Raw genomic sequence first — 23,817 nt, forward strand, 5'->3', positions numbered from 1 at the left:
TCAGCCGGTCAGTCCGGCGACCTTCTCGGCCAGCCCCTTGCCCCCGGGCAGGACCCCTTCGTAGACGGTCCTGCCGTCTTTGTCGAGGATGACGTAGCGGCTCTGCTCGGTGACCTTGAACCGCTTCCAGAGCTCGCCCGTCTCGTCGGACAGCTGGGGGAATCCGTCGGTCCCCGTGTCGGCGACGAAGTCCTTCATGGCGGTGTTCTTGTCCAGCCCCGCCACGCCGACGACATTGGCCTTGCCCGCGTGGTCGGCTGCGACCTTCGCGGTCTCGGCGGCCTGGGCCTTGCACTTGGGGCACCAGGGTGCCCAGAACCACAGCACGGCCGGCTTGCCCGCAAGCGTCTCGCCGTTGAAGGGCGTGCCGTCCACCGTGGTCGCGGTGAACCGAAGCGCCTGTGGCACCGCGGGTCCGGCGGTTGTGGTGTCGCCCGAGTCGGGGGAGGCGGACGGCTGTGCCGGGGACGAGGCATTCGAGGGCGAGGTGCCCGCTGCCGCGTCCTCGGCGCCACTGCCGGCACCACATGCGGTGAGGGTGAACAGGGCGGCGGCGAGGGCTGCTGGGAGGACGGTGCGGGCGCGCATGGAAGTCTCCTGTGTGCTGGGGATGAGTGTGACAGTAGATCCTCCGCTCCGACCGGGACGGTGGGGTGCTCTTACGGTTTGATGACGTCAGGTGCCGAGCCGGGCCGACCAGAGGCGCCTCGAAGCCCGCGCCAATGCCGACGGGGCACGACTGGCGCCGGCAGCTCAGCCCCGATCCACGGTGCGCAGGGCACGCGCCAGCCACTCCAGCTCCCTGGTGGCGTCGGGCGAGGCATGCTGCCCGCGCACACGGGCCACGAGCGTGCGATAACGCTCCGCCTGCGCCTCGATCCCGGCCTCCAGGCTGCGCAGCACGGCAGCCCGGTCCGCGTCACCGAACAGTTCGGACAGCACCTCGGCCGCTGCCCGCCCTTCGGGAGCGACCCCGCGCCCCCTTGCCTCCACGACGCTCTGTACGACGTGCTTGGCCCACCAGATGGACGCGCCGGGGGGACGGCTGTTTCCCGGCGCGGGCGTGTTGAGCTCCAGCCACGTGCGAAACCGGGTGCGAAATGCGGGCTCCCGTACCAGTTCGGCCAGTTCGATCCAGGCGTCGACCTGCTCGGGTGCGGGATCGTCGGGCAACTCGACGCTGTAGGTGCGTATGCGGTCGCGCAGGTGCGGGTCCAGATCGAGACTGCCGAACACCTCCTCCTTGAACTCGTCGACGATCTGGTCTCGTTCGGCGGCGGAAAGCCGCGCCAACCGGTTCATCAGGGCTGTCTCCTCAGCGGTCGAACCGCGTCTCGATACGGTGGACAGGACGGCCCGGCTCACCCTGAGCGAGCGGATCTGCGCGTCGAGCGCGGCCACGTGCGCGTCGGCGACCTCGGAGACCGTGGCGCGTCCGCCCAGGACGCGGCACACCTCGTCGAGGCCCAGGCCCAGCTCTCGCAGGGTGCGGACCAGCTCGACACGGGCCACGGACCCGGCGTCGTAGAGCCGGTAGCCGCTCGCGGAGCGCGCCACAGGCGGCACCGCACCCTCGTCCGACCAGAAGCGCAGGGTACGCACCGGCAGCCCGGTGCGGTGCGCGAGCCGGCCGATGGTGAGCAGGGTGGGGCGTTCGTCGTCCATGAGTGGGATCTTGGACCCTCCAGCCGCTGGAAAGTCCAGGTCTTGCGCAGAGACAGTCATATCCCCGTTGTCGGACGAGCGAGCTGCGCGTGCGGCACCCGGACCCTGAGCCTGGGAACGTCGCAGGGCGAATGGTCCGGAAAGGGTGTTGCGGGATCCGCCCGCCGCGTCCGACGATCATACGGTCGCCCCGTGGAGGCGGCGGCCGGGAACGACACCGCAGCGGAAGGTGTCCCTGCTCCGTGACGGGGGGTCTGTGGTGCTGCGTATCCATTTCACCGCGGAGGACCTCGCCCGTACCCGGGTGGCGGCTACCCTCGGCGCCGCTGCGGAGACGTATTACAGCCTGGAGATGTTGTGCCGGCCTTCGCTCCCGCTGCCCTTTCAGCGATGGCGCTCCAGCGTGGCCGGCCGGCTGAGCAAGGACGCCCGGCCCCTCACCGCGCTGCTGCCCGTCCGAGGCCCGGGTCTCGACCTGCTGGCGCTGGCCGGCGACTCGCCCGACATCGGCCACGCCGTGGAGGCCCTGCTGCGGGCATCCCCCACTCTGATGCGCCGCGAGGTGGGAACCGTCACTGTCGATCCCGCCCACATGTCATGGGCGCGGGCCGTCGCCGACGGGGACAACGATGCTCGGCGGTTGCTGGCCGCCGGTCTCGTGTCCTGCCACCAGGCGACGGTGGCACCGTACTGGGCGGCTGCCCGAACGCGGCTGGACGCCGTGCGCGCGCAGTACGCCCGCACGTTCCTGGACGGCGGAGTCGACGCTCTGCTGGCCTCGCTGAGCCCGCAACTGATGCGCTGGCGTCCGCCCGTGCTGGAAGTGCGCTACCCCCGCCCGGTGGAGGTCCACCTGGGAGGCCAAGGGCTGATCCTGGTGCCGACCTTGTTCTCCTGGCACCGGTCCAGCCTGTTGCACGATCCGTACGACGACACGGTGGTGCCGCGGCTGACCGTCCCCGCGGTGACCGACCCGGCCAACGGCACCGCCCTGTGGCACCCGGGGGGCGTCACGGCAGACGAAGCCCTGGGGGCCCTGCTCGGACATACCCGGGCCGCGGCGCTGCGCGCAACCGCCGACGGCTGCAGCACCACCGAGCTGGCCGCGCGACTGGGGGTTTCCCCGCCGGCCGCCAGCCAGCACGCCAAAGCGTTGCGCGACGCGCGTCTGATCACTACCAGCCGGCGCGGTGGTTCCGTACTGCACACGACCACCGCCCTGGGCCGGGAACTGCTGGACGGGGCCCAGCAGCGCGGCCCGGCCGCGGCCCATTGAGCCCTGGCTCCAGTGCGTGGCGCACGTCCAGGCAACCAGTTGAACGCGCAAGGCGTCACCGCACGAAGGGGCAAGCCGCGAACCACCTTTAAGGCACAGCTTCACAGCTTGCTGTAGATCTGGTAGTTCCCCATAGTTCCGAGGGACCGGAGACCTTCTCCTTCCAAGGAGTGCCCATGAAGCTTTCCCTCGGCCCCGTACGGGTCGCCGCAATGGCGGCGTCAAGCGCCGTACTGGCCCTTCTGGCGGTTCCCGGAGCGGCTCACGCCGGGATGGAGCGCGCGCCCGGAGCGGGACAGACAGCCACGAGCGCATCCGTGCCATGCGGTTTCTACAGGTACACAGTCCGCGAGTCGCGATTCGCCGGGTACAACCACTGCGGCCCTACGACGGTACGGGTACACGTAGACGTAGCGGGCGGCGGGAGCGGGAACGACTATCACCTGTGCGTCAGCCCCGGCGCCAAGGACTTCCCGGGCGCGGGGCCGAATTACCTCAACGCCTACTACATCGGCGGTGCCGGCTGCCCGAGCGGCCACAAGTCCGCGCACACGCCTCACTGAGCGGCGTGCGCAGAGGGCCCACCGGCCCGATGACGGGGAGGCGTTCCCGCCACACCTGAGGCTCCTGTGTCGTGGTGGGGTGCGCGGCGCCGCAACTAGACAGCGGCGCAGGGGCCCTGCCGGGCCCTGTACCCCGCCCTGCCCGTCCTCGCACGCGGGCGGGGGTACTGACGGACCTGGAGTCCAGGTCGCAGACCGGTGGGTCTCAGCGAGGCGCGGAAGAACTCACGGGGTGCCGTGCGTCAGTTCATCAGGTGCCAGTGGTGGCCGTTGCCCATGTGCGGGGCCAGTGTGCGGGCCCGCTGCCACATGCCCTGGAACTGCTGGGCGGGGCGTTGCTGCTCGCCGTGGAGGGCGTTGAGGACGAGCAGGGCGCCGGTGAGGGCCGGGATCGCCCACTGGGCGCAGGACAGGTGGCGTTCGGCCCGGTCGGTGTCGACCGGGTGGCGGTCGGCCTTCCTCGCGTCCTGGGGGTCCTGGGAGGAGGCGTGTTCGATCTTCTTGCCCAGGACGCGGGCGTAGGCCGTGGCGGCCAGCGCGGTGCCGGTGAGGACGGTCTTGGCCAGGGTGGAGGCGGCGACGCCCTGCTGGGTGGCGACGCGTGCGGCGTTGGCGCCCAGCAGGCCGCTGGAGCCCACCAGGTGCGCCCCGATCGCGACGGCGTTGACCGGCGTCCATTTGGCCCAGGCCGAGCTTGCGGTCCGGGCGCTCTCCTCCCAGCTGTCGCCCTGCTCCTTCGCCGCGCAGTTGAGGCCGACCGCGCCCATCAGGGAGCCGCCGAACCATGCGGCCAGACCCACATCGTGCAGGCTGCGCAGGACGGTATTGCGTTCGGACATGGGGTGACTCCTCTTGCGGCGACGGGAGCGCCGACAGGCCCGTCGGCGCCTCCGCCACCGTCCCCCGAGCGGTTCGGGAGCGCCATCCGGGTTGGTCCGAACGGCCCCCGGGAGTCGTTGGCGGAGCCGGCGGCTCCGCAGGGTCGCCGGGCCGGGCGCCCCGCAGCGCGTCGGCCTCGCAGCCGAGGACGACATGCCCGCGGCGAGTGACCGACTCGGTGCTGCCGCGACAGGGAGGGTGCAACGGGGCGCAGCGGCGGCCCGGTCAAGAACGAGGTCTTCGAGCTGGGTTCGCCCGTGCCACGGTGCAGCCCGCACTTCGCCGCCCCCGGACGGGGATCCGTGGTCCCGCCCGGAGGGCCGGGATGCGATGCCCGTAGGGACGAACCCGCCGTTCGCGTGCCCGTGACACTGCGCGGCCGATGGTCCTTGACCGGTTGTGCGCTGTCGTGCCAACTCCTGGGCGCAGGAGGTCAAAGCGGTCGATCCGGTCGCTCGTAGCTTGAGGAAGTGCCGAGCCGCGGATACGGCGGGCACGTTACCGATTGCTTCGAGAGGACCCCTCATGTTCGACATCAACAAGGTGCAGGCCGCCCCCAGCAAGGATCTGCTCACGCCCGACAACTCGGTCATGCTCTTCGTGGACCACCAGCCGCAGATGTTCTTCGGCACCGGGAGCGGCGATCGCGCAGCGATCATCAACAGCACCGTCGGTCTCGCCAAGGCGGCTCGGGCATTCGATGTGCCGGCCGTCCTGACCACGGTTGCCGCCGATTCGTTCTCCGGACCCCTGCTGCCCCAGCTCGCCGAGGTGTTCCCCGGGCAGGAGGCCATCGACCGTACGTCCATGAACGCCTGGGAGGACGAGGCGCTCGTGGCGGCGGTGAGGGCGACCGGGCGCAAGAAGATCATCTTGTCCGGCCTGTGGACCGAGGTCTGCCTGGTGCTGCCCGCGCTGTCCGCGCTGGAGCAGGGATACGAGGTGTACGTGGTCTCCGACGCCTCCGGCGGCGTCAGCCCGGCCGCCCACGAGCACGCGCTCCAGCGGATGATCGCTGCTGGAGCCGTCCCGGTGACCTGGGTGCAGGTGCTCCTGGAGCTGCAGCGCGACTGGGCGCGCCAGGAGTCGTACGGCGCGGTCATGGAGATCGTCAAGGCCCATGCGGGCGCATACGGCCTGGGCGTCGTGTACGCGCAGAGCGTCATCGGCGCGCACGCCGCCGGCTGACCCCTGTGGACACCGGCATTCTGATCCTGCGTCTGCTGGTGGGACTGCTCGTCGCCGGCCACGGTGTGCAGAAGATCAGTTCGCACCTGGGCGGCAGGGGACTCGACGGCGGCACGGAGGAATTCCGCGCGGACGGTTTCCGCGGCGGTGCCCTCACCGCCCTGGCGGCGGGCGGTGGCCAGATCGGATCGGGCCTGCTGCTCGCCGCCGGCCTCCTGACCCCGCTCGCCGCGACCGGCGCCATCGGGGTCATGACGGTCGCGCTCACGGTCAAATGGCGCCACGGGCTCTGGGTGCAGAACGACGGATACGAGTACCCGCTCGTCCTCATCGGTACCGCCGCCGCTCTCGCCGCCACTGGACCGGGGGCCTGGTCCTTGGACGCGGCCATCGGCCTCGCGCCGTACCCCCAGTGGTGGGCGGCGCTCGTGCTCGTGGCCGGTCTCGGCAGCGGACTCCTCACCCGGCTCGTCCTGCACCGGCCCGCCGCCCCGGCGATCGCCGACCGCTGAGCACGAGCCGCACAGAACGGGTCCGGCCGCCCGTGTGCCCCGACCGGGCGGCCGGGCCCTTCCCCACCCATCGTCCGAACAAAAGGAGCATTTGATGGACACCCTTACGACCCCGCTCGGTGGCGGCCAGCCGCTGTCGCACCAGAAGGGCGCCGGGACCCAGGCGTTCGGCACGCTCAAGCAGTTGCCGATCGGGCTCGGCCACGACACCCGCATGTACGCCTGCCAGCGGCTGAACCGCGTTCTCGCCGACACGCAGATCCTCTACTCCCTCTACAAGAAGCACCATTGGCTCATGCGGGGCGCGACCTTCTACTCGCTTCACCTGATGCTGGACAAGCACGCGGAAGCCCAGCTGGTCATCGTGGACGCGCTGGCCGAGCGGGTCCAGAGCCTCGGCGGCGTCGCCGTCGGGGACCCGCGCCACGTCGCGGAACTGACGGCGATCCCCCGGCCACCGGACGGCGTGGAGCCGGTGCCCGTCATGCTGTATCGCGGCTCCTCGACGCACACGAGCGGATCCTGATCGACGCCCGGGACGCCGCCGCCCGGCTCTCCGCGGAGGGGGACGAGGGCAGCACCGACCTGCTCGTCTCCGATGTCGTACGCACCGGCGAGGCGCAGGTGTGGTTCCTGGCCGAGCACCTCGTCGACACCCCTCTGGTGCGCGGCTGACGGACACGTACGCCGACCCGCACGACGTCGTCGTGGGCGGCGGCGAGTGCTCCTACCGTGCCTGCGTGCCGGGCAGGACCTTGCTGCCTCCCGGCGCCGTCCGAGCGGAGGCCCGGTCGGCCGACGGGGCCCGACAGGCGGTCACGACGGCACCGGACCGGGCGCGGTGACGACGCCGGCCGGGCCGGCCCCGGCCGTGTGAAGGCCCTCGTCCACATCGCCGCGTCCATCGCGGACGAGGACGAGCACGATCCCGTCCTTGGCGTTGACCGCCACCGCCGGCAAGAACCTCCCGCCGGCAGCCGAGCGGTTGATGCTCCGGCGCGCAGGCTCGCACATCACCGAAGTGGACGCGTCGCACGCCGTGGTCGTCTCCTGTCCAGGCGTGGACACCGACGTGATCCTCGACGCCGTACGGGCGACCCGCCGAGCACCCCGGCCCGCGTCCTCCCGTACATCCCCAGAAGGAGAAAACCCTCATGAAGAACCGTCCGATCCTCGAACCCGCCGCCCAGGCCTTCGCCGACGCCACCTCCCAGCCGCCGTACCTCTACCAGATCCCCGTCGCCGAAGGCCGTAAGGCCGTGGACGGTGTCCAGAGCGGTCCGGGCGTTCCTCTGCCCGAGGTCGACGAGGAGTGGATCACCGTCCACGGCGGACCGACCGGCGATGTCCGCGCCCGGGTCGTCCGCCCCCGCGGCGTCACAGGACCGCTTCCCGTCGTCCTCTACCTCCACGGCGCGGGGTGGGTCTTCGGCAATGCCCACACCCACGACCGGCTCGTCCGCGAGCTCACCGTCGCCACCCGGGCGGCCGTGGTGTTCCCCGAGTACGACCTCTCGCCCGAAGCGCGCTACCCCGTCGCGATCGAACAGAACTACAGCGTCGCCCAGTGGATCGCCCGCGAGGGCCACCACAAGGACCTCGACGGCACGCGGATCGCCGTCGCGGGCGACTCCGTGGGCGGCAACATGAGCGCCGCCCTCACCCTCATGGCCAAGCAGCGCGGCGACGTCGTGTTCGTCCAGCAGGTCCTCTTCTACCCGGTCACGGACGCGAGCTGTGACACCGACTCGTACCACCTGTTCGGCGAGGGCTACTTCCTGCGCCGCGATGCCATGCAGTGGTTCTGGGACCAGTACACGACCGCCGAGGCCGAGCGGGCCCAGATCACCGCCTCCCCGCTGCGTGCCTCCACCGAGCAGCTCGGCGGCCTGCCGCCGGCCCTGGTCATCACTGCCGAGGCCGACGTTCTGCGCGACGAGGGCGAGGCGTACGCGGCGAAGCTCCGCGCCGCCGGAGTCCCCGTCACCGCCCTGCGCGTCCAGGGCGTCATCCACGACTTCGTGATGCTGAACGCACTGCGCGAGACACAGGGCGCGTCACTCGCCATCGGTCTCGCCGCCGACACACTGCGCAAGGCCCTCGCATGACCGGGCCGTCGACGAGCATGCCGGTGGCGGGCGTGGTCCCCGCCCCGCGCCGGGAGCGCGAGCACGCCGACCTCCTCGTCCGCAACGCCAAGGTCTTCACCGGTGACCCCGACCGGCCGGAGGCCAGAGCCGTCGCGATCCGCGACGGCAGGGTCGCGGCCCTCGGTGACGACCACGACCTCGCCCACCTCGTCGGGCCGGAAACGAAGGTCGTCGACGCCCTCGGCCGCCGGGTGATCCCCGGCCTCAACGACTCGCACCTGCATGTCATCCGGGGCGGCCTGAACTACGTCCTGGAACTGCGCTGGGACGGGGTGCGCAGTCTGCGTCACGCCCTGGCCATGCTGCGCGAACAGGCCGGTCGCACCCCCAAGGGACAGTGGATCCGCGTCGTGGGCGGTTGGACCGCCGAACAGTTCGCCGAGCGCAGGATGCCGACCGTCGCGGAGCTGAACGCCGCCGCGCCCGACACCCCGGTCTTCGTCCTGCACCTGTACCAGTCGGCGCTGATGAACCGCGCCGCCGTCAAGGCCGCCGGATTCACCCGGGAAACCCCCGACCCGCGTGGCGGGCAGATCGTACGAGGCCGGGACGGCGAACCCAACGGTGTGCTCCTCGCCGCCCCGAGCGCGCTCATCCTGTACTCGACCCTGGCCAAGGCGCCGGCTCTCGACGAGGCCGACAAGCGGACGTCGACGCGCCACTTCCTGCGCGAGCTGAACCGCTTCGGGCTGACGTCCGCGGTCGACGCCGCCGGCGGGTTCCAGAACTTCCCCGACAACTACGCCACGGTCGTCGACCTCGCCCGCTCGGGGGAGCTGACCCTCCGGATCGCCTACCACCTCTTCCCGCAGACGGCCGGACAGGAACTCGCCGACCTGAAGCGCTGGACCGAGACGGTCAAGCCCGGGGACGGGGACGAGTGGCTCCGGCTCAACGGCGCCGGAGAGAACCTGACCTGGGCCGCCGCCGACTTCGAGAACTTCTCCGAACCCCGGCCCGAACTCGCCGCGGGCTACGAGAGCGAATTCGAGAGCGCCGTCCGGCTGCTGCTCGAGAACGGCTGGGGCTTCCGGCTCCACGCGACCTACGACGAGACGATCCGCCGCGACCTGGCCGTCTTCGAGAAGCTCGCGGCCGAAGGGCTGTTTCCCGGGGGCAACCGCTGGCTGTTCGACCACGCGGAGACCGTCTCGGCCGACAGCCTCGGCCGGATCGCCGCCCTCGGCGGGGCCGTCTCCGTACAGAACCGGATGTCCTTCCAGGGCGCCGCGTTCCTCGGCCGCTACGGCGCCGAGGCCACCTCCCACTCCCCGCCGGTCCGGGCCATGCTCGACCAAGGACTGACCGTCGCCGCCGGAACCGACGCCACCCGGGTCTCTTCGTACAACCCCTGGGTCGCACTGCACTGGCTGGTCACCGGGCGCACCGTCGGCGGCACCGCCCTCTACCCGGCCGCCAACCTGATCGACCGGACGACCGCCCTCGGCCTCTACACCCGCGGCGGCGCGCAGCTCACCGGCGAACAGGACGTCAAGGGCGTACTGCGAGAGGGGTGTTACGCGGACCTCGCGATCCTGTCGGACGACTACCTCACCGTGTCCGAGGCCGTCATCCCCGACATCGAGTCCGTCCTCACGGTCGTCGGCGGCCGCATCGTCTACGCGACCGCCGAGTACGAGGGCCTCGACGAGACAGTCCCGCCGGTGAGCCCCGAGTGGAGTCCGGTGGCCCACTTCGGCGGCTACCAGAACGGTGCTCAGCAGGCGGTGTCCGTGGCCGAGGCCGTCGCCGAGTCCGAGCAGCACCGTCGCTGGCGCGTCGCCCGCGGCTCCGTCCCCGACACGACGCCGTCCTTCGTCGACCCCTGCTTCGCGCACTGAAAGAGAGATCCACCCGATGTCCGCAACCTCCTCCGCCGCCGACGGCGACGTTCCGGCCAGCTCGCCGGACGCGCCCCCGGAACGCCGTTTCGAACCGGACCTCCGGTCGATGACACGGATCAACCTGCGCCCCATCGCCTCACCCATGCCGCTCGGCTTCTTCACGATAGCCATCGCCTCCGTGATGACGGGCTGCCTCCAGCTCGGGCTCTTCGACGAGGAGGCCCGCGCCGCAGTCGCCTTCACCGTGCTTCCCGCCTCCGTCCTCCAACTTCTGGTCAGTTTCCTGGCGTTCGGCGCCCGTGACGTGATCGCGGCGACGCTGATGGCGGTCTTCGCCGGCAGCTGGCTGCCGTACGCGCTCATCATGCTCAGCGACGCGGCCGACGGCCTCCAGGTCCTCGGCGTGTTCAACCTGGCGCTCCTGTGCTTCGGGGCCCTGATGACCGCCGTGACCGGGCCCAAGCGCGCGCTGTGGCTCGTCCTCGCGGTCTCCCTGCCCCGCTGGGCGGCCACCGGCCTCGGGGGCATCACCGGCGCCGAATGGCTGACGCGCACGTCCGGCGCGCTCGGCCTCGTGGTGGCGCTGGTCGCGATGTACACGGCGTTCGCCCTGATGCTGGAGGACATGCGCAGCGAGCAGGTCCTGCCCATCGGTCGCAGCGGCCCCGCCCACCTCGCAGTGGAAGGCGACCTGGCCGTCCAGCTCCGCAACCTGGAACGCCAGGCGGGCGTGCGCCGCACGCTCTGACCACAGCCACGCACTCCGTCACCCTCACGACCGCCCAGGAGCACCCATGGAACCGCAAGTGACGGACCGGGCCGACAAGTCCCGCTACGAGATCCTCGGCGGCGACGGCAACACCGAGACCGCGGGCTTCGCCGAATACCACCTCTCGGAGGGCGAGATCGCCTTCCTCCACACCGAGATCGACAACCGGTTCGCCGGCCGAGGCCTGGGCGGGCTGCTCGCCCGCGGGATCCTCGACGACGCCCGGACCCGAGGACTGCGCGTCCTGCCGTACTGCCCCTTCATCCGGGGCTGGATCGGCAAACACCCCGAGTACACCGGCCTGGTGCCCGAGGCCGACCGCGCCCGCTTCGGCCTGTGAGGCACCGCGCATCCCCTTCCCCTGTCCCCAACCACATCCCCCTTCACCCCTGAGGAGTTCCTTCATGTCCCGACACGCCCGCCCCACCGTCGTTCTGGTCCACGGCGCCTTCGCCGACGCCTCCAGCTTCGCCCGCGTCATTCCCGAGCTGACCGCCGCCGGCATGGACGTGGTGGCCCCTGCGGTGCCCAACCGCAGCCTCGTCGACGACGCCGCGTACATCGCCTCGGTGATCCGCGCCGTCGAAGGCCCCGTGATCCTGGTCGGACACTCCTACGGCGGTGCCGTCATCACCCTCGCCGGCACGGAGGACAATGTCCGCGCACTGGTGTACCTCGCGGGATACGCGCTGGAGGAGGGCGAAAGCCTGGGCGAGCTCCAGGGCCGCTTCCCCGACTCCGGTCTTGCCGACGCGCTCGTCTACACCCCGTTCCCGGTGGCCGGCTCCGCCGAGACCGGCACCGACGTCTCGGTGGAGATCGAGAAGTTCCCCGCCCTCTTCGCCGCGGACGTCGACCCCGCCCTCGCCGCGGTGCTCGCCGTCTCCCAGCGCCCCCTGGCCGCACGTGCCTTCTCCGAGGCGGCGCCCGTCGCGGCCTGGAAGACCAAACCCTCGTGGGGCATGGTCGCCTCGTCCGACCGCACGATCAACCCCGATGTGGAGCGCTACGGGTACGAGCGCGCCGGCATGACCACCGTCGAGGTCGACTCCTCCCACCTGGTCATGCTCGCCCGGCCCGAGGCCGTGGCGGAGCTGATCCAGGACGCGGCCCGGTCCACGGTCCACTGACCCGATCGTTCAAGGTCGAACGATTAGTCGATAATGTTCGAGCGCTGGTAGCTTCTGATCGCCCCCGAGGACCCCTCGGCGGGCGATCGGAGGAGACACACCCATGAGGTTCGGCGCGAGGCTCGCGCTCGCCGTCATCGCCCTCGCCGCCCTTGCCACCGCCTGCGGTGTTCCGCAGGGCAGTGGTGCGCAGCCGCACACCGCCGTCGACTGCGGGTCGTACGCCAGGTACGGCAAGCACCCCGGCACCAAGGTCACCGTCTACGCGGAGAACCGGGACCGGGAGGCCGACCTGTTCGAAGAGACCTGGGCGGACTTCGCGCACTGCACGGGAATCGACGTCCAGTACGAGGGGGACGGGGAGTTCGAGGCCCAGATCCAGCTCCGGGTCGACGGCGGGAGTGCGCCGGATGTGGCGTTCTTCCCTCAGCCCGGCCTCCTGGAACGCTTCGCGCGGGCAGGGAAGCTCAAGCCCGCGAGCGCCGGGGTCGTGGCTCTCGCGAAGCAGGGCTGGTCGGCCGACTGGAACAGCTACGCGACCATTGACGGCACCCTCTACGGCACGCCGCTGGTCGCGAACGTGAAATCGTTCGTCTGGTACTCGCCGAGGTTCTTCCGCGACAGGGGACTGAGCGTTCCCCGCACATGGTCCGAGCTGATGGCCGTGACGGAGAAGGTCGCGGCGTCGGGCGTCAAGCCGTGGTGCGCGGGCATCGAGTCCGCCGAGGCGACCGGCTGGCCCGTGACGGACTGGATCGAGGACGTCCTGCTGCGCCAGCAGGGCACCGACGTCTACGACCGGTGGACCGCCCACGAGATCCCGTTCAACGACCCGCGGGTGATCAAGGCCATGGACACCGTGGGGTCCATCCTCAAGAACGACCGGTACGCCAACGGCGGTTTCGGCCCGGCCCGCTCGATGGCGTCGATCTCTTTCCAGGAGGCCGGCACACCGGTTCTCTCCGGCGACTGTGCGATGCACCGCCAGGCCTCGTTCTATGCCGACATGTGGCCACAGGGCACCGAGATCGGACCGGACAAGGACGTCTACGCCTTCCTCCTGCCGGGGGCCGACCCGGCCCGCCGCCCCGTACTGGGCGGCGGGGTGTTCACCGCGGTGTTCGCCGACCGTCCCGAAGTACGGGCCTACCAGGAGTATCTGGCCTCCGCGGACTTCGCGAACGCGCGCATGAAGAAGGGCCCGTTCGTCTCGGCGAACAAGGGCGTGGATCCGGCGAATGCCGCCACCCCGGTCGACAGGCTCTCGATCCAGCTGCTCCAGGACTCCAGGACACAGTTCAGGTTCGACGGTTCGGACCTGATGCCCGCTTCGGTCGGCGCCGGGACGTTCTGGAAGGGATCCGTCGACTGGATCGGCGGCGCCGGCACCCGGCAGGTCGCCGATTCCGTCGAACGGTCCTGGCCGAGCCGCTGATGCCGTTCGACGTCGTCGCGCAGCAGCCCAAGCTGCTGTACCTGCTCCAGGGCGTCGCCGCCTTCGCGGCGGTGGTCTCCCTGCTCCTGCTGGCGCTGCACCGGGGGCGGGTACGGAGGAGGGCCGCGGCCCTGCTTCTGCTGGCCCCCGCGCTGCTGTTGCTCACGGTCGGTCTTCTCCTGCCCGGACTGCGCACCCTGGGCCTGTCGTTCACCGGCACCGGGGGAGACACATGGGCCGGCTTCGACAACTACGTGTGGATGGTCACCGACCCCGGAGCGCTGGTGGCGCTGCGCAACACCTTGGCGTGGGTGGTGCTCGTGCCGTTGCTGGCCGCCTCGGTCGGTCTGCTCTACGCGGCGGCCGTCGTACGGTCGCGGTTGCGAGTGTTCGCGCTGTCCCTCGTCCTGATGCCGATGGCGATCTCCTTCGTCGGCGCGGGTGTCGTCTGGAAGTTCGTCTATGCCTACCGGCCCGCGGAGGCCGCGCAGATCGGACTGCTGAACCAGCTCGCCGTCGCGTTCGGCGGCGAACCGAGGCAATGGCTCGTGGACTCTCCCTGGAACATCCTGTTCCTCATCGTGGTGATGGTGTGGACACAGGCGGGCTTCGCGGCCGTCCTGCTGGCCGGCGCGATCAGCGCCGTGCCCGGGGAGCTGACCGAGGCGGCCCTACTCGACGGCGCGTCCCGGCGGCAGATCTTCTGGCGGATCACCATGCCGTCGATCAGGCCCACTCTGCTCGTCGTGGTCCTCGTCCAGGCGATCGGCACCTTCAAGGCCTTCGACATCGTCAAGACCATGACCGGTGGACAGTTCGGTACGGGTGTCATCGCCCACGAGATGTACGACCAGGCCTTCCGTTACGGCGAGACCGGCCGCGGTGCGGCGCTCGCCGTACTTCTCTTCGTCCTCGTCACCCCCCTCGTCGCCCACCAGCTCCGGGCACGGCGGAGGGCTGCGTGAACGGCGTCCGGGAGCAGCTGGCCTCCCGCACCTTCGCGTCGATCGCCATGGTGATCGGGGTCCTCTGGACGACTCCGACACTCGGTCTGCTGATCTCCTCGTTCCGTCCCGAGCAGGAGATCAAGACGACGGGCTGGTGGACCGTGTTCGGTACGCCGCATCTCACCCTCGACAACTACGGCGAGGTACTGTCCGGCGGCGGGAACGGGGCGGGGCGGCTCGCGGAGCACTTCGTCAATTCCGTCGTCATCACCCTCCCTTCGGTGCTGTTCCCGCTCGTGCTGGCGTTCTTCGCCGCGTACGCCCTGGCGTGGATCGAGTTCAGGGGACGGGACGCGCTCGTCGTGGGCATCTTCGCGCTCCAGGTAGTGCCGCTCCAGATGGCCCTCGTCCCCCTCCTGAAGCTGTTCTCCCAGGGCTGGCTGTTCCTGCCCGCGTGGAATCCCACCGGTCCCGCGCGCTTCGGCCAGTTCTGGTTCGCCCACACGGTCTTCGCGCTGCCGTTCGCGGTGTTCCTCCTGCACCACTTCCTGGCGGGGCTCCCTCGGGCCCTGATCGAGGCCGCCCGCGTCGACGGCGCGTCGCACGGGACGCTGCTGCTGCGGATCGTGCTGCCCCTGGCCCGCCCGGCCCTGAGTTCCCTTGCCGTCATCCAGTTCATCTGGGTGTGGAACGACCTCGTCGTGGCGCTGACGCTGTCGGGCGGGACGGCCGAGACCGCGCCGATGACGGTCAGACTGGCGAGCCTGGCCGGGACGTACGGCAATGAGTGGCAGCGGCTGACCGCAGGAGCCTTCGTGGCGGCGTTCGTTCCGCTGCTCGTCTTCTTCTCCCTCCGGCGGTACTTCGCGCGGGGACTGCTCGCCGGATCGGTCAAGGGATGAGCCCCCACCGGCCCGAGGGAGGAGACCTGGCGGTTCCGGGGAGCGCGGGGCTGAGCAGGCCCGGGCTGCGTGGCCGCGAAGCCGAACTGCAGCAGCTGCGCGCCCTGGTCGAGGCGGTGAGGGACGGCACAGGAGGAGCGGTCGCGCTGCTCCTGGGCGAGCCCGGGATCGGGAAGACCGTACTGCTGCAGGAGACCGTCTCGATCGCGCGGGCCCACGGGTTCGTCGTCAGCCACGGACGAGCCGAGGAACTGCACGAGCTGGCACCGCTCGCGTCACTGGCCTCCGGCCTTCTGCACGGTGACCCGCCGCTGCTGTCCAGCAAGGACTTCGCTGACCTCGCCGGCCATCACGACCAGCGCATCTGGCTCGTCGAACGACTGGCCCAGCTGATCGAGGAACGCTCGGCAGGCACACCCGTACTGGTCGCGGTCGACGACGTCCAATGGGCCGACCCGCTGAGCCGGTTCGCCCTGAGTGTCATGCCGGCACGGCTGCTCAGCTCCCCAGTCCTCTGGCTGCTCACGGGCAGGAACGACCCGGAACTGTACGGGCAGGGGCCGCGGACAACGACCCTCCCCCTGCGGCCGCTGTCCGACACGGCCCTGGCCGAGCTGGCACGGGACGTCCTCGGCGGAGACGTGCCGACGCAGGTCGCGGAACTCGTCGACGGGGCCGGAGGCAACCCCTTCCTCGCGACCGAGATGCTCACGGGCATCGTGGTGTCGGGCGCCGACGGGCCGGAGCCGCCGGAGCGGCTGGTCCTCGGTGTACGCGACCGGCTGGCCGCCCTCCGGCCGGACACCCTTCACTTCCTGCGGATCGGCTCGGTCCTCGGCCGCGCGTTCTCGCTCGCGGACGCCGCCGCCCTGTGCGGACGGCCCGCCTGGGGGCTCAGCGCCGAAGTGGACGAGGCGATCGCCGCCGCCCTCCTCCACGACGACGGCGAACGTCTCGTGTTCCGCCACGACCTGCTCCGCCAGGCGGTCTACGCCGATCTCGCCCCCTCCGTACGCCGGGCGCTCCACCGTGAGGCCGCCAGCCGGCTCGTCGCGGTGGGCCGGAGTTCCACCGACGCGGTCCCGCACCTGCTGAAGAGCGCCGAACCCGGCGACCAGGAGGCGATAGGTCTGCTCGGCACGGCCGCCACGGACGTGCTCGCCGCGATGCCCGACCTCGCTGCCGACCTGGCCGTACGCGCCCTGGAACTCGTACCGCCCCACGCGCCCATGCTGTTCGACGTCGGAGAACGGGCCATCGTCGCGCTGACCCGCGCGGGCCGGTACACCCAGGCACGGGTCACCGGCGACAGACTGCTCGCCCGGCAGCCGCCCCTGGACGTCTTCGCCCGTCTGCAGTCCGTACTCGGCGACACGCTGTGGCACCTCGACGACGTGCACGAGCTGACCCGCCGCTCGACAGCGGCACTCGTCGCCGTCACCGACCCGGTGGTCCGCGCCCGGCTCACTGCCCGGCAGGCCCTCGCCCGGTCCCGCGGGCGCGACCTCCAGGCCGCTCGCGAGGCGGGTGAACGGGCCCTCACCGAGGCGGAGCTGTCCGGTGACCGTGAGGCCCGTGTCCTCGCGCTGTGGGGCCTCGGTGAGATTGCCCTCAACGCGGGCGACTGCGCCGCCGCCGTCGAACACCACACGGCACTGAGCGTGTTCGACACGGCCTTCCTGCCCGAGGAGGCCGTCGCCCGGATCCACGTGGACGACTTCGACACCGTACGGCGACTGCTCCGGACGGCGGGCGACGCACCCCTGCGCCCCGCCATGCTGATGTGGGCCCAGGCAACCCTGCACATGGGGCTCGGCCGGCTCGACGACGCGGACGCCGACCTCGTCACCGCCGAGCGGCTCGAAGCGGACCTCCACGTGCCCGGCAACCTGGTCAACATCCGCGTCAACCGCGGCCTCCTCGCGATACTGCGCGGCGACCGCGAAGCCGCGCGGGAACACCTGGACGTCGTGCGGGCGACCATGGCCGAGCGGCCGAACACGGGCAACCACGCCACGCACCAGTACTTCGAGGCCGTCGTCGCCGACGCCGACGGCCATCACGCGGCAGCGGCCGAACGGCTCAGGTCCGTGCAGCGTGACCACCCCTTCCTCCGATGGCGGCTGCTGCGCCCCCATGTCGTCCAGGCCGTGCAGATCGCCCTGCGCGGCGGGGACCGGGCCCTGGCCCAGGACCTCGCGGCCCAGGCGGCAGAACACGCCACCCGCAACCCCTTCGTGCCGACCGCACAAGGGACGTCCGCCCACGCCGCAGGCCTGGTGAACGCCGACCACGCACTCCTGGAGCGATCGGTCCACGTCCTGCTCACCGGCCCCCGGCCGCTGCCCCTCGCCGCCGCGTCCGCCGACCTCGGGCGCGCTCTTCTCGCATCAGGCGACCCCGCTGCGACACCTGCCCTGACCAGGGCGCACGACATCTACGCCCAGGCAGGGGCCGATGCCGAGGCGGACCGGGTGCGGGCCGATCCGGCACAAACCGCCAGCCGTTCCCGCCGTAGCACCGGGGGCCGCCGGCCGCGCCCCGGCCAGGGCTGGGACGCGCTCACGGCCTCGGAACGCAAGGTGGCCCGGCTGATCGCCGCGGGCCACACCAACCGGTCGGCCGCACAGGCCCTCGTCGTCTCTCCGCACACGGTCAACACCCATCTGGCGTCGATCTTCCGCAAGCTCTCGGTGCGCTCACGGGTCCACCTGGCCCGGATCGTGCTCGCGCAGGGCGACGCCGGACCGGTCACCGGCGGCTGAGTGACCTCTGCGCCCCCGTGCCAGGTGTGGTGCGCGGTACGGCAACAGGGGCCGCGGGACCGGACCTAGCGTGACGGGCATACCGCGCCGCTTCGACGCGCGAACCGGCCGTCCCGAAACGAAGGAGCATCCCCATGCCGTACATCACCGTGGGCCAGGAGAACACCAACCCCGTCGAGCTGTACTTCGAGGACCAGGGCGCCGGGCAGCCCGTCGTCCTCATCCACGGCTACCCGCTCGACGGCCACTCCTGGGAGCGCCAGAGCGCCGCGCTGCTCGACGCCGGCTATCGCGTGATCACGTACGACCGCCGTGGTTTCGGGCAGTCCTCGCAGCCGACGACCGGCTACGACTACGACACCTTCGCCGCCGACCTGAACACCGTGATGGAAACCCTCGACCTGAACGACGCCGTCCTGGCCGGCTTCTCCATGGGCACCGGCGAGGTCGCCCGGTACGTGTCCACGTACGGCTCCGGGCGGGTCGCCAAGGTCGCTTTCCTGGCGTCGCTCGAACCCTGCCTGCTCAAGAGCGACGACAACCCGGACGGCGTCGCCCCGAAGGAGTTCTTCGACGGCGTCGTCGCCGCCGTCAAGGCCGACCGCTACGCCTACTACACGGCCTTCTTCAACGACTTCTACAACCTCGACGAAAACCTGGGCACCCGCATCAGCGAGGAGGCCGTCCGCAACAGCTGGAACACCGCGGCCCGCGGGGGCTCCTTCGCCGCGTCCGCCGCTCCGGCGACCTGGTACACCGACTTCCGCGCCGACATCCCCGCCATCGACGTGCCGGCCCTGATCCTGCACGGCACCGCCGACCGCATCCTGCCGGCCGAGGGCACCGCGCGCCCCTTCCACAAGGCGCTCCCGTCGGCCGACTACGTCGAGATCGAGGGCGCCCCGCACGGTCTGCTGTGGACCCACGCCGAGGAGGTCAACACCGCCCTCCTCGCCTTCCTGGCGAAGTGACGCCGCACCGTTGACCCGCGCGGGGTGACGCCGGAACCCCCGGCGTCACCCCGGCCCCCCGTTCCCCGCGTGGGAACCGGACGAGCTCAGGAGAGCAGACACACCATGCAGTTCGGCATCTTCACCGTCGGGGACGTGACCCCCGACCCCACCAACGGCCGCACCCCCACCGAACACGAGCGCATCAAGGCGATGGTCGCCATCGCCCTCAAGGCCGAGGAAGTCGGCCTGGACGTCTTCGCGACGGGCGAGCACCACAACCCGCCCTTCGTCCCGTCGTCACCGACGACCATGCTCGGCCACATCGCCGCCCGCACCGAGAAGCTGATCCTGTCCACGTCCACGACGCTGATCACCACCAACGACCCGGTGAAGATCGCCGAGGACTACGCGATGCTCCAGCACCTGGCCGACGGCCGGGTCGACCTCATGCTGGGACGCGGCAACACCGGCCCGGTCTACCCGTGGTTCGGGCAGGACATCCGCCAGGGCATCAACCTCGCCAAGGAGAACTACTCGCTGCTGCGCCGGCTGTGGCGCGAGGACGTCGTGGACTGGGAGGGCACGTTCCGTACGCCGCTCCAGGCCTTCGTCTCGACGCCCCGGCCCCTGGACGGCGTCCCGCCCTTCGTGTGGCACGGATCCATCAGGTCCCCCGAGATCGCTGAGCAGGCCGCCTACTACGGCGACGGCTTTTTCCACAACAACATCTTCTGGCCGGCCGACCACACCAGGCGCATGGTGCAGCTCTACCGGCGCCGGTTCGCACACCACGGCCACGGCCGCCCGGAGGACGCCGTCGTCGGCCTGGGCGGACAGGTCTTCATGCGCAAGAACTCCCAGGACGCCGTACGGGAATTCCGCCCCTACTTCGACAACGCTCCCGTCTACGGCCACGGCCCGTCGCTGGAGGAGTTCACCGAACAGACCCCGCTGACGGTGGGCTCTCCCCAACAGGTCATCGAGCGGACCCTGTCCTTCCGGGAGGGCGTCGGCGACTACCAGCGCCAGCTGTTCCTGATGGACCACGCCGGCCTGCCTCTGAAGACCGTCCTCGAACAGCTGGACATCCTCGGCGAAGAGGTCGTACCCGTCCTGCGGAGGGAGTTCGCGAAGGGACGTCCGGCCGACGTACCGGAGGCCCCCACGCACGCGTCGCTCCGAGCCGTCCGGGAGGTGTCCGCCGCATGAAGCTGATCGTCGTCTCCGCGGGGCTGAGCACCCCCTCCTCCACCCGCCTGCTCGCGGACCGGCTGGCCGAGGCGGCCCGCGACGAACTCACCGCCCGGGGGCGGACGCCGTCGACCGAGGTCGTGGAGCTGCGCGAACTGGCCGGTGACATCGCCAACCACCTCGTGACCGGCTTTCCGCCGCCGCGCCTGGGCGCCGCGATCGACGCGGTGACGGAGGCCGACGGCCTGATCGTGGTGACTCCCGTGTTCGCGGCTTCCTACAGCGGCCTCTTCAAGTCCTTCTTCGACGTGATCGATCCGGACGCCCTCTCCGGGAAGCCGGTCCTGATCGCGGCCACGGGCGGTACCGCCCGCCACTCCCTGGCCCTTGAGCACGCCGTGCGCCCGCTCTTCGCCCATCTCCGCGCCGTCGTCGTCCCCACCGCGGTGTTCGCGGCCTCCGAGGACTGGGGGTCGGGGGGAGACGCCTACACCGACGGCCTTCCCGGCCGCGTCCGCCGGGCGGGCGCCGAGCTCGCCGCGCTCGTGGCGGCGCGCCCGGTCGGTGCAGAGCCCGAGGACGACGTCACCGTCCTCGAACGGCAACTCGCCGACCTGCGCTTCGACTGAGACGCGTCCCCGGGCCGGGCGACGGCGGGACGGTTCCCATGGTTCATACTGTTCCGCCGTATGAGCATCGACCGAGAGACGACGAGGACCGCGCCCGAGGAGCTCCAGGATCTACGGACGCCCCTCCGCGGCCGGGACGCCGAACTGGCGTTCATCGAGGCGCGGCTCGACGCGCTCGACCGGGGCGAGGGCGGGATCATCCGCGTCGAAGGCCCCGTCGGCATCGGCAGGTCCAGGATCCTCGCGGAGTCCGCGGCAGCCGCTGGGCGGCGCGGGACGAGGGTGTTCGAGGGATCGGCGGACCCCGACGAACAGTTCGTGCCCCTCGGCCCGCTCCTCGACGGTCTGCTCTCCGGCGAGGAACCGCTGTCGGACGCCGTCCGCCTCAGGGACCTCGCCACGACGCCCGGTCAGCGCTTCTGGCTGCTCCAGGAACTGGGGGACCGGCTGCGGGAGACCGCTCGCAACGGCCCGCTGCTCGTCGTCCTCGACGACCTCCAGTGGTGCGACGACCTGACCCTCCTCACCTTCAACACCCTCGCGGCCGGACTCTCGTCGCACGCCATCCTGTGGCTGGTCGCCGTGCGCGGCGGCAGCGTGCCCTCGGGAGTGCGCACGACCCTGGACCGGATCCGGCGGGCAGGCGCACACGAGCTGGCGCTGGGAGCGCTCTCCGACCGGGCGATCACGCGGATCACCGAGGACGTCCTGGGCGCCGCTCCCGCCCCGGACGTCCTGCGCGTCGCCCGACGCGCCGAAGGAGTCCCACAGTTGCTGGTCGAGCTGCTCGGCTCGCTGCGGGAGGCGGTGACGATCGAGAACGGCACGGCCAGGCTGCCGGCCGGACCGCTCGGCCCACGGGAACTCCCCTCTGTGGTGCGCCGCCTCGGCCAGCTGTCCGAAGGGGCACGGGAGCTGGTGCAGACGGCGGCCACCGTGGGCGGCCCGGTCACCGTCGCGCTGCTGGCCGAACTGCTCGGCAGGTCCTCGGCGGCGCTCATCACAGCGGTACGGGAATCGCTCGACGCCGATCTGCTCACCGAAAGCGGCGACCGCCTCGCCTTCCGCCACGACCTGATCCGCGAGGCGGTCGAAGCCGGCCTCCCGCTGCCCCTGCGTCAAGCTCTGCGAGGTCAGGCTGCCGGGCTGCTGCCGAGGGGCACGACCTTTCCCGACGAGCGTCCCGGGGCTTCGGCCGGGAGGACGGCGCCGGCAGGTGCAACGGAGGCGGGGAAAGCGGGACCGGGAGACGCGACGGAGGCCGACCGGCTGCGCACCGCCGCGGCGGAACTCGCGGCCACCGCTCCCGGACCCGCCGCGGAACACAGCCTCAAAGCCTTGGAACTCACCCCGCCGAACGCTCCGGGGCGGCCGAGGGTCATCGCCGAGACGATCCCGCTGCTCTGGCAGACGGGCCGGTCCGCCCAGGCACGTGAGCTGGGAGCTTCCGCCCTGGCGACCGGCGGTCTCGGAACCGAGGACGAGGCGCGCATCCGCCTGGCCCTGGCACGGCTCGCCGCACCGTTCGACTTCTCCGAGGCGGCCCGGCAGGCGCGTACCGGGGCGGCACTGCCGGGAATCTCCGCGGGGGTGAAGGGGCGACTGCTCGCCATGCTCGCTGTCGGTCTGTCGATGGCGGGCGAGCACTCGGCGGCCGAGCGGGCGGCCGCGGAGGCGTGGGAGACCGCAGCGGCAGCGGGGGACCGCTCCGTCGAGGCCACGTTGTCGACGGTCCGCTCGGCCGTGAGTTTCCACCGCATGGACCTGACCGAGGCGTTCCGGCAGGCCGAGCGGGCCGCCGCGCTGGCCGATGCCCTGGGCATCAGCACCTCGCTGTGGGTTCCGGAGGCCTTGTGGCACGCTCTCCTGTCGCACACCACCGGACGCCCGGCAGAGGCGCTCGCCGCCGCGGAGGACGGCATCCGCCTCACCAGGGAGCAGGGCCGGGCAGTGGCCACCCGGATGTGGCTCATGACCAGGTCCCGCATCCTTCTGGAGGCCGGACGGCTGACGGAGGCCCGGGCCGACGCCGAAGCCGCGTCCGCGACGACCGACGATCCCGGCCCGGGCAACCTCGCCGACGTCACCCTCCGGTACGTGATGATGCGCGTCGCCCTCCACACCAACGACCAGCAGACCGCACGGATGTACGCGGCGCAGGCGAGGCGCATGCGGACCGACGACGCACCCGTCGTCCGGCACTTCGGCTCCTGGATGCTGGCGCTGATGGCCGACTCCGAAGGCCGGCCCGACCGGGCCATGGCCGAACTCGACGAGGTGCTGACGTCGCCCGCCGCGGACCGGCCGGCCTACGCCGGCTTGGTCGACCCCGCCGACGCCCCCGTCCTCGTCCGCCTGGCGTTGCGCGCCGGCGCGCACGAACGGGCCGCGCAGGCAGCGGACCAGGCCGAGCGACTGGCCGCGCTCAACCCCGGCCTCACGTTTCTCACCGCGACCGCCGCGCACGCCCGGGGGCTCCTCGACAACGACCTCACCACTCTCGTACGCGCTGTCCGACTGTACGAGAACTGTCCTCGGCCGTTGGCGAGGGCGTCAGCACTGGAGGACGCCGGACGCAGGCTGGCGGCCACCCGCACTTCCGAAGCGGTGCCGTACTTCGACACGGCCCTCGCTCTCTACGCGCGAGCGGGCGCCGAGCGGGACGTCGCACGCGTCCGCCGACGCCTGCGGGCCGCCGGTGTCCGCCGCCGCCCCTCGACGCCCGGACTCTCCAGCGCATGGCCCGAGCTGACGGCCGCGGAGCTGCGAGTGGTACGGACCGTGGCCCGAGGGCTCACCAACCAACAGGTGGCCGAGCACCTCTCCCTCTCGCCGCACACGGTCGGTTCGCACCTGCGCCGGGCCTTCACCAAGCTGGACATCACCTCGCGCGTGGAGCTGACCCGGCTGGCGAAGCACCGCGACAGCGGAGAGTAGTTGCTTCGTATCCCCTGCCGCCGCCATGGCAATGGACGATTCGTGTGATGTGCCGACGCCGTCGCTTCCTCAGAATGGTCAA

At 71.4% G+C, this 23,817-nt stretch carries 21 protein-coding genes and 1 pseudogene; 18 read left to right on the forward strand and 4 right to left on the reverse strand.

Features of this window, described 5'->3' with window-relative positions; all coding sequences use genetic code 11:
- Complete coding sequence (locus HNQ79_RS26425; protein ID WP_185035310.1) at nt 1-588, reverse strand: redoxin domain-containing protein; 588 nt, start codon at nt 586-588, stop codon at nt 1-3.
- Between the two features lie 165 nt (nt 589-753).
- On the reverse strand, nt 754-1,665 hold the full coding sequence (locus HNQ79_RS26430) for a helix-turn-helix domain-containing protein (RefSeq protein ID WP_185035312.1): 912 nt from the start codon (nt 1,663-1,665) through the stop codon (nt 754-756).
- 259 nt (nt 1,666-1,924) lie between these two features.
- On the opposite strand from HNQ79_RS26430, the gene HNQ79_RS26435 reads away from it, so the two are divergent.
- A complete protein-coding gene (locus HNQ79_RS26435) occupies nt 1,925-2,941 on the forward strand; it encodes a helix-turn-helix domain-containing protein (protein WP_185035314.1) in 1,017 nt (338 codons plus the stop codon).
- A 272-nt stretch (nt 2,942-3,213) separates the two neighbouring features.
- Nucleotides 3,214-3,504 carry a DUF6355 family natural product biosynthesis protein gene (locus tag HNQ79_RS34830; RefSeq protein WP_376699996.1) on the forward strand — a complete coding sequence of 97 codons (291 nt, stop codon included), beginning with the start codon at nt 3,214-3,216 and terminating at the stop codon, nt 3,502-3,504.
- Nucleotides 3,505-3,746: 242 nt separating this feature from the next.
- Here the strand turns inward: HNQ79_RS34830 and HNQ79_RS26440 are convergent, their stop codons facing one another.
- Nucleotides 3,747-4,343 (reverse strand): hypothetical protein, encoded by a 597-nt coding sequence (locus HNQ79_RS26440; RefSeq protein WP_185035316.1) that lies wholly within the window; start codon nt 4,341-4,343, stop codon nt 3,747-3,749.
- A gap of 565 nt (nt 4,344-4,908) precedes the next feature.
- Between HNQ79_RS26440 and HNQ79_RS26445 the strand changes: the two genes are divergently transcribed.
- The 3 genes and pseudogenes from HNQ79_RS26445 to HNQ79_RS26455 all read left to right on the forward strand — a co-directional run bounded on the left by HNQ79_RS26445 (nt 4,909) and on the right by HNQ79_RS26455 (nt 6,758).
- Nucleotides 4,909-5,571, forward strand: coding sequence for a hydrolase (locus HNQ79_RS26445; RefSeq protein ID WP_185035318.1), 663 nt, complete (start codon nt 4,909-4,911; stop codon nt 5,569-5,571).
- A 5-nt stretch (nt 5,572-5,576) separates the two neighbouring features.
- On the forward strand, nt 5,577-6,083 hold the full coding sequence (locus tag HNQ79_RS26450) for a DoxX family membrane protein (protein ID WP_185035320.1): 507 nt from the start codon (nt 5,577-5,579) through the stop codon (nt 6,081-6,083).
- Between the two features lie 94 nt (nt 6,084-6,177).
- Nucleotides 6,178-6,758 (forward strand): annotated as a pseudogene (locus HNQ79_RS26455) (Dps family protein).
- A gap of 141 nt (nt 6,759-6,899) precedes the next feature.
- On the opposite strand, the gene HNQ79_RS26460 reads toward HNQ79_RS26455, so the two are convergent.
- Nucleotides 6,900-7,151 (reverse strand): hypothetical protein, encoded by a 252-nt coding sequence (locus tag HNQ79_RS26460; protein ID WP_185035322.1) that lies wholly within the window; start codon nt 7,149-7,151, stop codon nt 6,900-6,902.
- Nucleotides 7,152-7,237: 86 nt separating this feature from the next.
- On the opposite strand from HNQ79_RS26460, the gene HNQ79_RS26465 reads away from it, so the two are divergent.
- The 13 genes from HNQ79_RS26465 to HNQ79_RS26525 all read left to right on the forward strand — a co-directional run bounded on the left by HNQ79_RS26465 (nt 7,238) and on the right by HNQ79_RS26525 (nt 23,735).
- On the forward strand, nt 7,238-8,191 hold the full coding sequence (locus tag HNQ79_RS26465) for an alpha/beta hydrolase (RefSeq protein ID WP_185035324.1): 954 nt from the start codon (nt 7,238-7,240) through the stop codon (nt 8,189-8,191).
- Nucleotides 8,188-10,074 carry an amidohydrolase gene (locus HNQ79_RS26470; RefSeq protein WP_185035326.1) on the forward strand — a complete coding sequence of 629 codons (1,887 nt, stop codon included), beginning with the start codon at nt 8,188-8,190 and terminating at the stop codon, nt 10,072-10,074. Before HNQ79_RS26465 ends, HNQ79_RS26470 begins: the two co-directional genes overlap by 4 nt.
- A gap of 16 nt (nt 10,075-10,090) precedes the next feature.
- A complete protein-coding gene (locus HNQ79_RS26475; protein ID WP_185035328.1) occupies nt 10,091-10,825 on the forward strand; it encodes a GPR1/FUN34/YaaH family transporter in 735 nt (244 codons plus the stop codon).
- 46 nt (nt 10,826-10,871) lie between these two features.
- A complete protein-coding gene (locus tag HNQ79_RS26480) occupies nt 10,872-11,186 on the forward strand; it encodes a GNAT family N-acetyltransferase (protein ID WP_185035330.1) in 315 nt (104 codons plus the stop codon).
- A 64-nt stretch (nt 11,187-11,250) separates the two neighbouring features.
- Nucleotides 11,251-11,976 (forward strand): alpha/beta fold hydrolase, encoded by a 726-nt coding sequence (locus tag HNQ79_RS26485; protein WP_185035332.1) that lies wholly within the window; start codon nt 11,251-11,253, stop codon nt 11,974-11,976.
- 103 nt (nt 11,977-12,079) lie between these two features.
- The gene (locus HNQ79_RS26490; RefSeq protein WP_185035334.1) at nt 12,080-13,411 is read left to right on the forward strand and encodes an ABC transporter substrate-binding protein; all 1,332 of its coding nucleotides are present in this window, start codon (nt 12,080-12,082) and stop codon (nt 13,409-13,411) included.
- Nucleotides 13,411-14,376 (forward strand): carbohydrate ABC transporter permease, encoded by a 966-nt coding sequence (locus HNQ79_RS26495; protein WP_185035336.1) that lies wholly within the window; start codon nt 13,411-13,413, stop codon nt 14,374-14,376. Before HNQ79_RS26490 ends, HNQ79_RS26495 begins: the two co-directional genes overlap by 1 nt.
- Complete coding sequence (locus HNQ79_RS26500) at nt 14,373-15,260, forward strand: carbohydrate ABC transporter permease (protein WP_229923668.1); 888 nt, start codon at nt 14,373-14,375, stop codon at nt 15,258-15,260. The genes HNQ79_RS26495 and HNQ79_RS26500 overlap by 4 nt, the downstream gene beginning before the upstream one ends.
- Nucleotides 15,257-18,025 carry a helix-turn-helix transcriptional regulator gene (locus HNQ79_RS26505; RefSeq protein ID WP_185035338.1) on the forward strand — a complete coding sequence of 923 codons (2,769 nt, stop codon included), beginning with the start codon at nt 15,257-15,259 and terminating at the stop codon, nt 18,023-18,025. The genes HNQ79_RS26500 and HNQ79_RS26505 overlap by 4 nt, the downstream gene beginning before the upstream one ends.
- Nucleotides 18,026-18,159: 134 nt before the next feature.
- Nucleotides 18,160-18,996 (forward strand): alpha/beta fold hydrolase, encoded by an 837-nt coding sequence (locus HNQ79_RS26510; RefSeq protein ID WP_185035340.1) that lies wholly within the window; start codon nt 18,160-18,162, stop codon nt 18,994-18,996.
- A gap of 105 nt (nt 18,997-19,101) precedes the next feature.
- The gene (locus tag HNQ79_RS26515; protein ID WP_185035342.1) at nt 19,102-20,187 is read left to right on the forward strand and encodes an LLM class flavin-dependent oxidoreductase; all 1,086 of its coding nucleotides are present in this window, start codon (nt 19,102-19,104) and stop codon (nt 20,185-20,187) included.
- Nucleotides 20,184-20,798, forward strand: a complete 615-nt coding sequence (locus HNQ79_RS26520) for an FMN reductase (protein WP_185035343.1) — start codon at nt 20,184-20,186, stop codon at nt 20,796-20,798. The genes HNQ79_RS26515 and HNQ79_RS26520 overlap by 4 nt, the downstream gene beginning before the upstream one ends.
- Before the next feature lie 60 nt (nt 20,799-20,858).
- The gene (locus HNQ79_RS26525; RefSeq protein ID WP_185035345.1) at nt 20,859-23,735 is read left to right on the forward strand and encodes a helix-turn-helix transcriptional regulator; all 2,877 of its coding nucleotides are present in this window, start codon (nt 20,859-20,861) and stop codon (nt 23,733-23,735) included.
- The last annotated feature ends 82 nt before the right edge of the window (nt 23,736-23,817 follow it).

The sequence above is a fragment of the Streptomyces candidus genome, assembly GCF_014207445.1.
Classification (GTDB): domain Bacteria; phylum Actinomycetota; class Actinomycetes; order Streptomycetales; family Streptomycetaceae; genus Streptomyces; species Streptomyces candidus.

Coding starts and splice junctions, on each gene's coding strand:
- HNQ79_RS26430 (WP_185035312.1), bottom strand. CDS start 1,665: ATGGACGACGAACGCCCCACCCTGCTCACCATCGGCCGGCTCGCGCAC.
- HNQ79_RS26475 (WP_185035328.1), top strand. CDS start 10,091: ATGTCCGCAACCTCCTCCGCCGCCGACGGCGACGTTCCGGCCAGCTCG.
- HNQ79_RS26465 (WP_185035324.1), top strand. CDS start 7,238: ATGAAGAACCGTCCGATCCTCGAACCCGCCGCCCAGGCCTTCGCCGAC.
- HNQ79_RS26520 (WP_185035343.1), top strand. CDS start 20,184: ATGAAGCTGATCGTCGTCTCCGCGGGGCTGAGCACCCCCTCCTCCACC.
- HNQ79_RS26515 (WP_185035342.1), top strand. CDS start 19,102: ATGCAGTTCGGCATCTTCACCGTCGGGGACGTGACCCCCGACCCCACC.
- HNQ79_RS26440 (WP_185035316.1), bottom strand. CDS start 4,343: ATGTCCGAACGCAATACCGTCCTGCGCAGCCTGCACGATGTGGGTCTG.
- HNQ79_RS26480 (WP_185035330.1), top strand. CDS start 10,872: ATGGAACCGCAAGTGACGGACCGGGCCGACAAGTCCCGCTACGAGATC.
- HNQ79_RS26505 (WP_185035338.1), top strand. CDS start 15,257: ATGAGCCCCCACCGGCCCGAGGGAGGAGACCTGGCGGTTCCGGGGAGC.
- HNQ79_RS26490 (WP_185035334.1), top strand. CDS start 12,080: ATGAGGTTCGGCGCGAGGCTCGCGCTCGCCGTCATCGCCCTCGCCGCC.
- HNQ79_RS26495 (WP_185035336.1), top strand. CDS start 13,411: ATGCCGTTCGACGTCGTCGCGCAGCAGCCCAAGCTGCTGTACCTGCTC.
- HNQ79_RS26445 (WP_185035318.1), top strand. CDS start 4,909: ATGTTCGACATCAACAAGGTGCAGGCCGCCCCCAGCAAGGATCTGCTC.
- HNQ79_RS26525 (WP_185035345.1), top strand. CDS start 20,859: ATGAGCATCGACCGAGAGACGACGAGGACCGCGCCCGAGGAGCTCCAG.
- HNQ79_RS26425 (WP_185035310.1), bottom strand. CDS start 588: ATGCGCGCCCGCACCGTCCTCCCAGCAGCCCTCGCCGCCGCCCTGTTC.
- HNQ79_RS34830 (WP_376699996.1), top strand. CDS start 3,214: ATGGAGCGCGCGCCCGGAGCGGGACAGACAGCCACGAGCGCATCCGTG.
- HNQ79_RS26470 (WP_185035326.1), top strand. CDS start 8,188: ATGACCGGGCCGTCGACGAGCATGCCGGTGGCGGGCGTGGTCCCCGCC.
- HNQ79_RS26485 (WP_185035332.1), top strand. CDS start 11,251: ATGTCCCGACACGCCCGCCCCACCGTCGTTCTGGTCCACGGCGCCTTC.
- HNQ79_RS26510 (WP_185035340.1), top strand. CDS start 18,160: ATGCCGTACATCACCGTGGGCCAGGAGAACACCAACCCCGTCGAGCTG.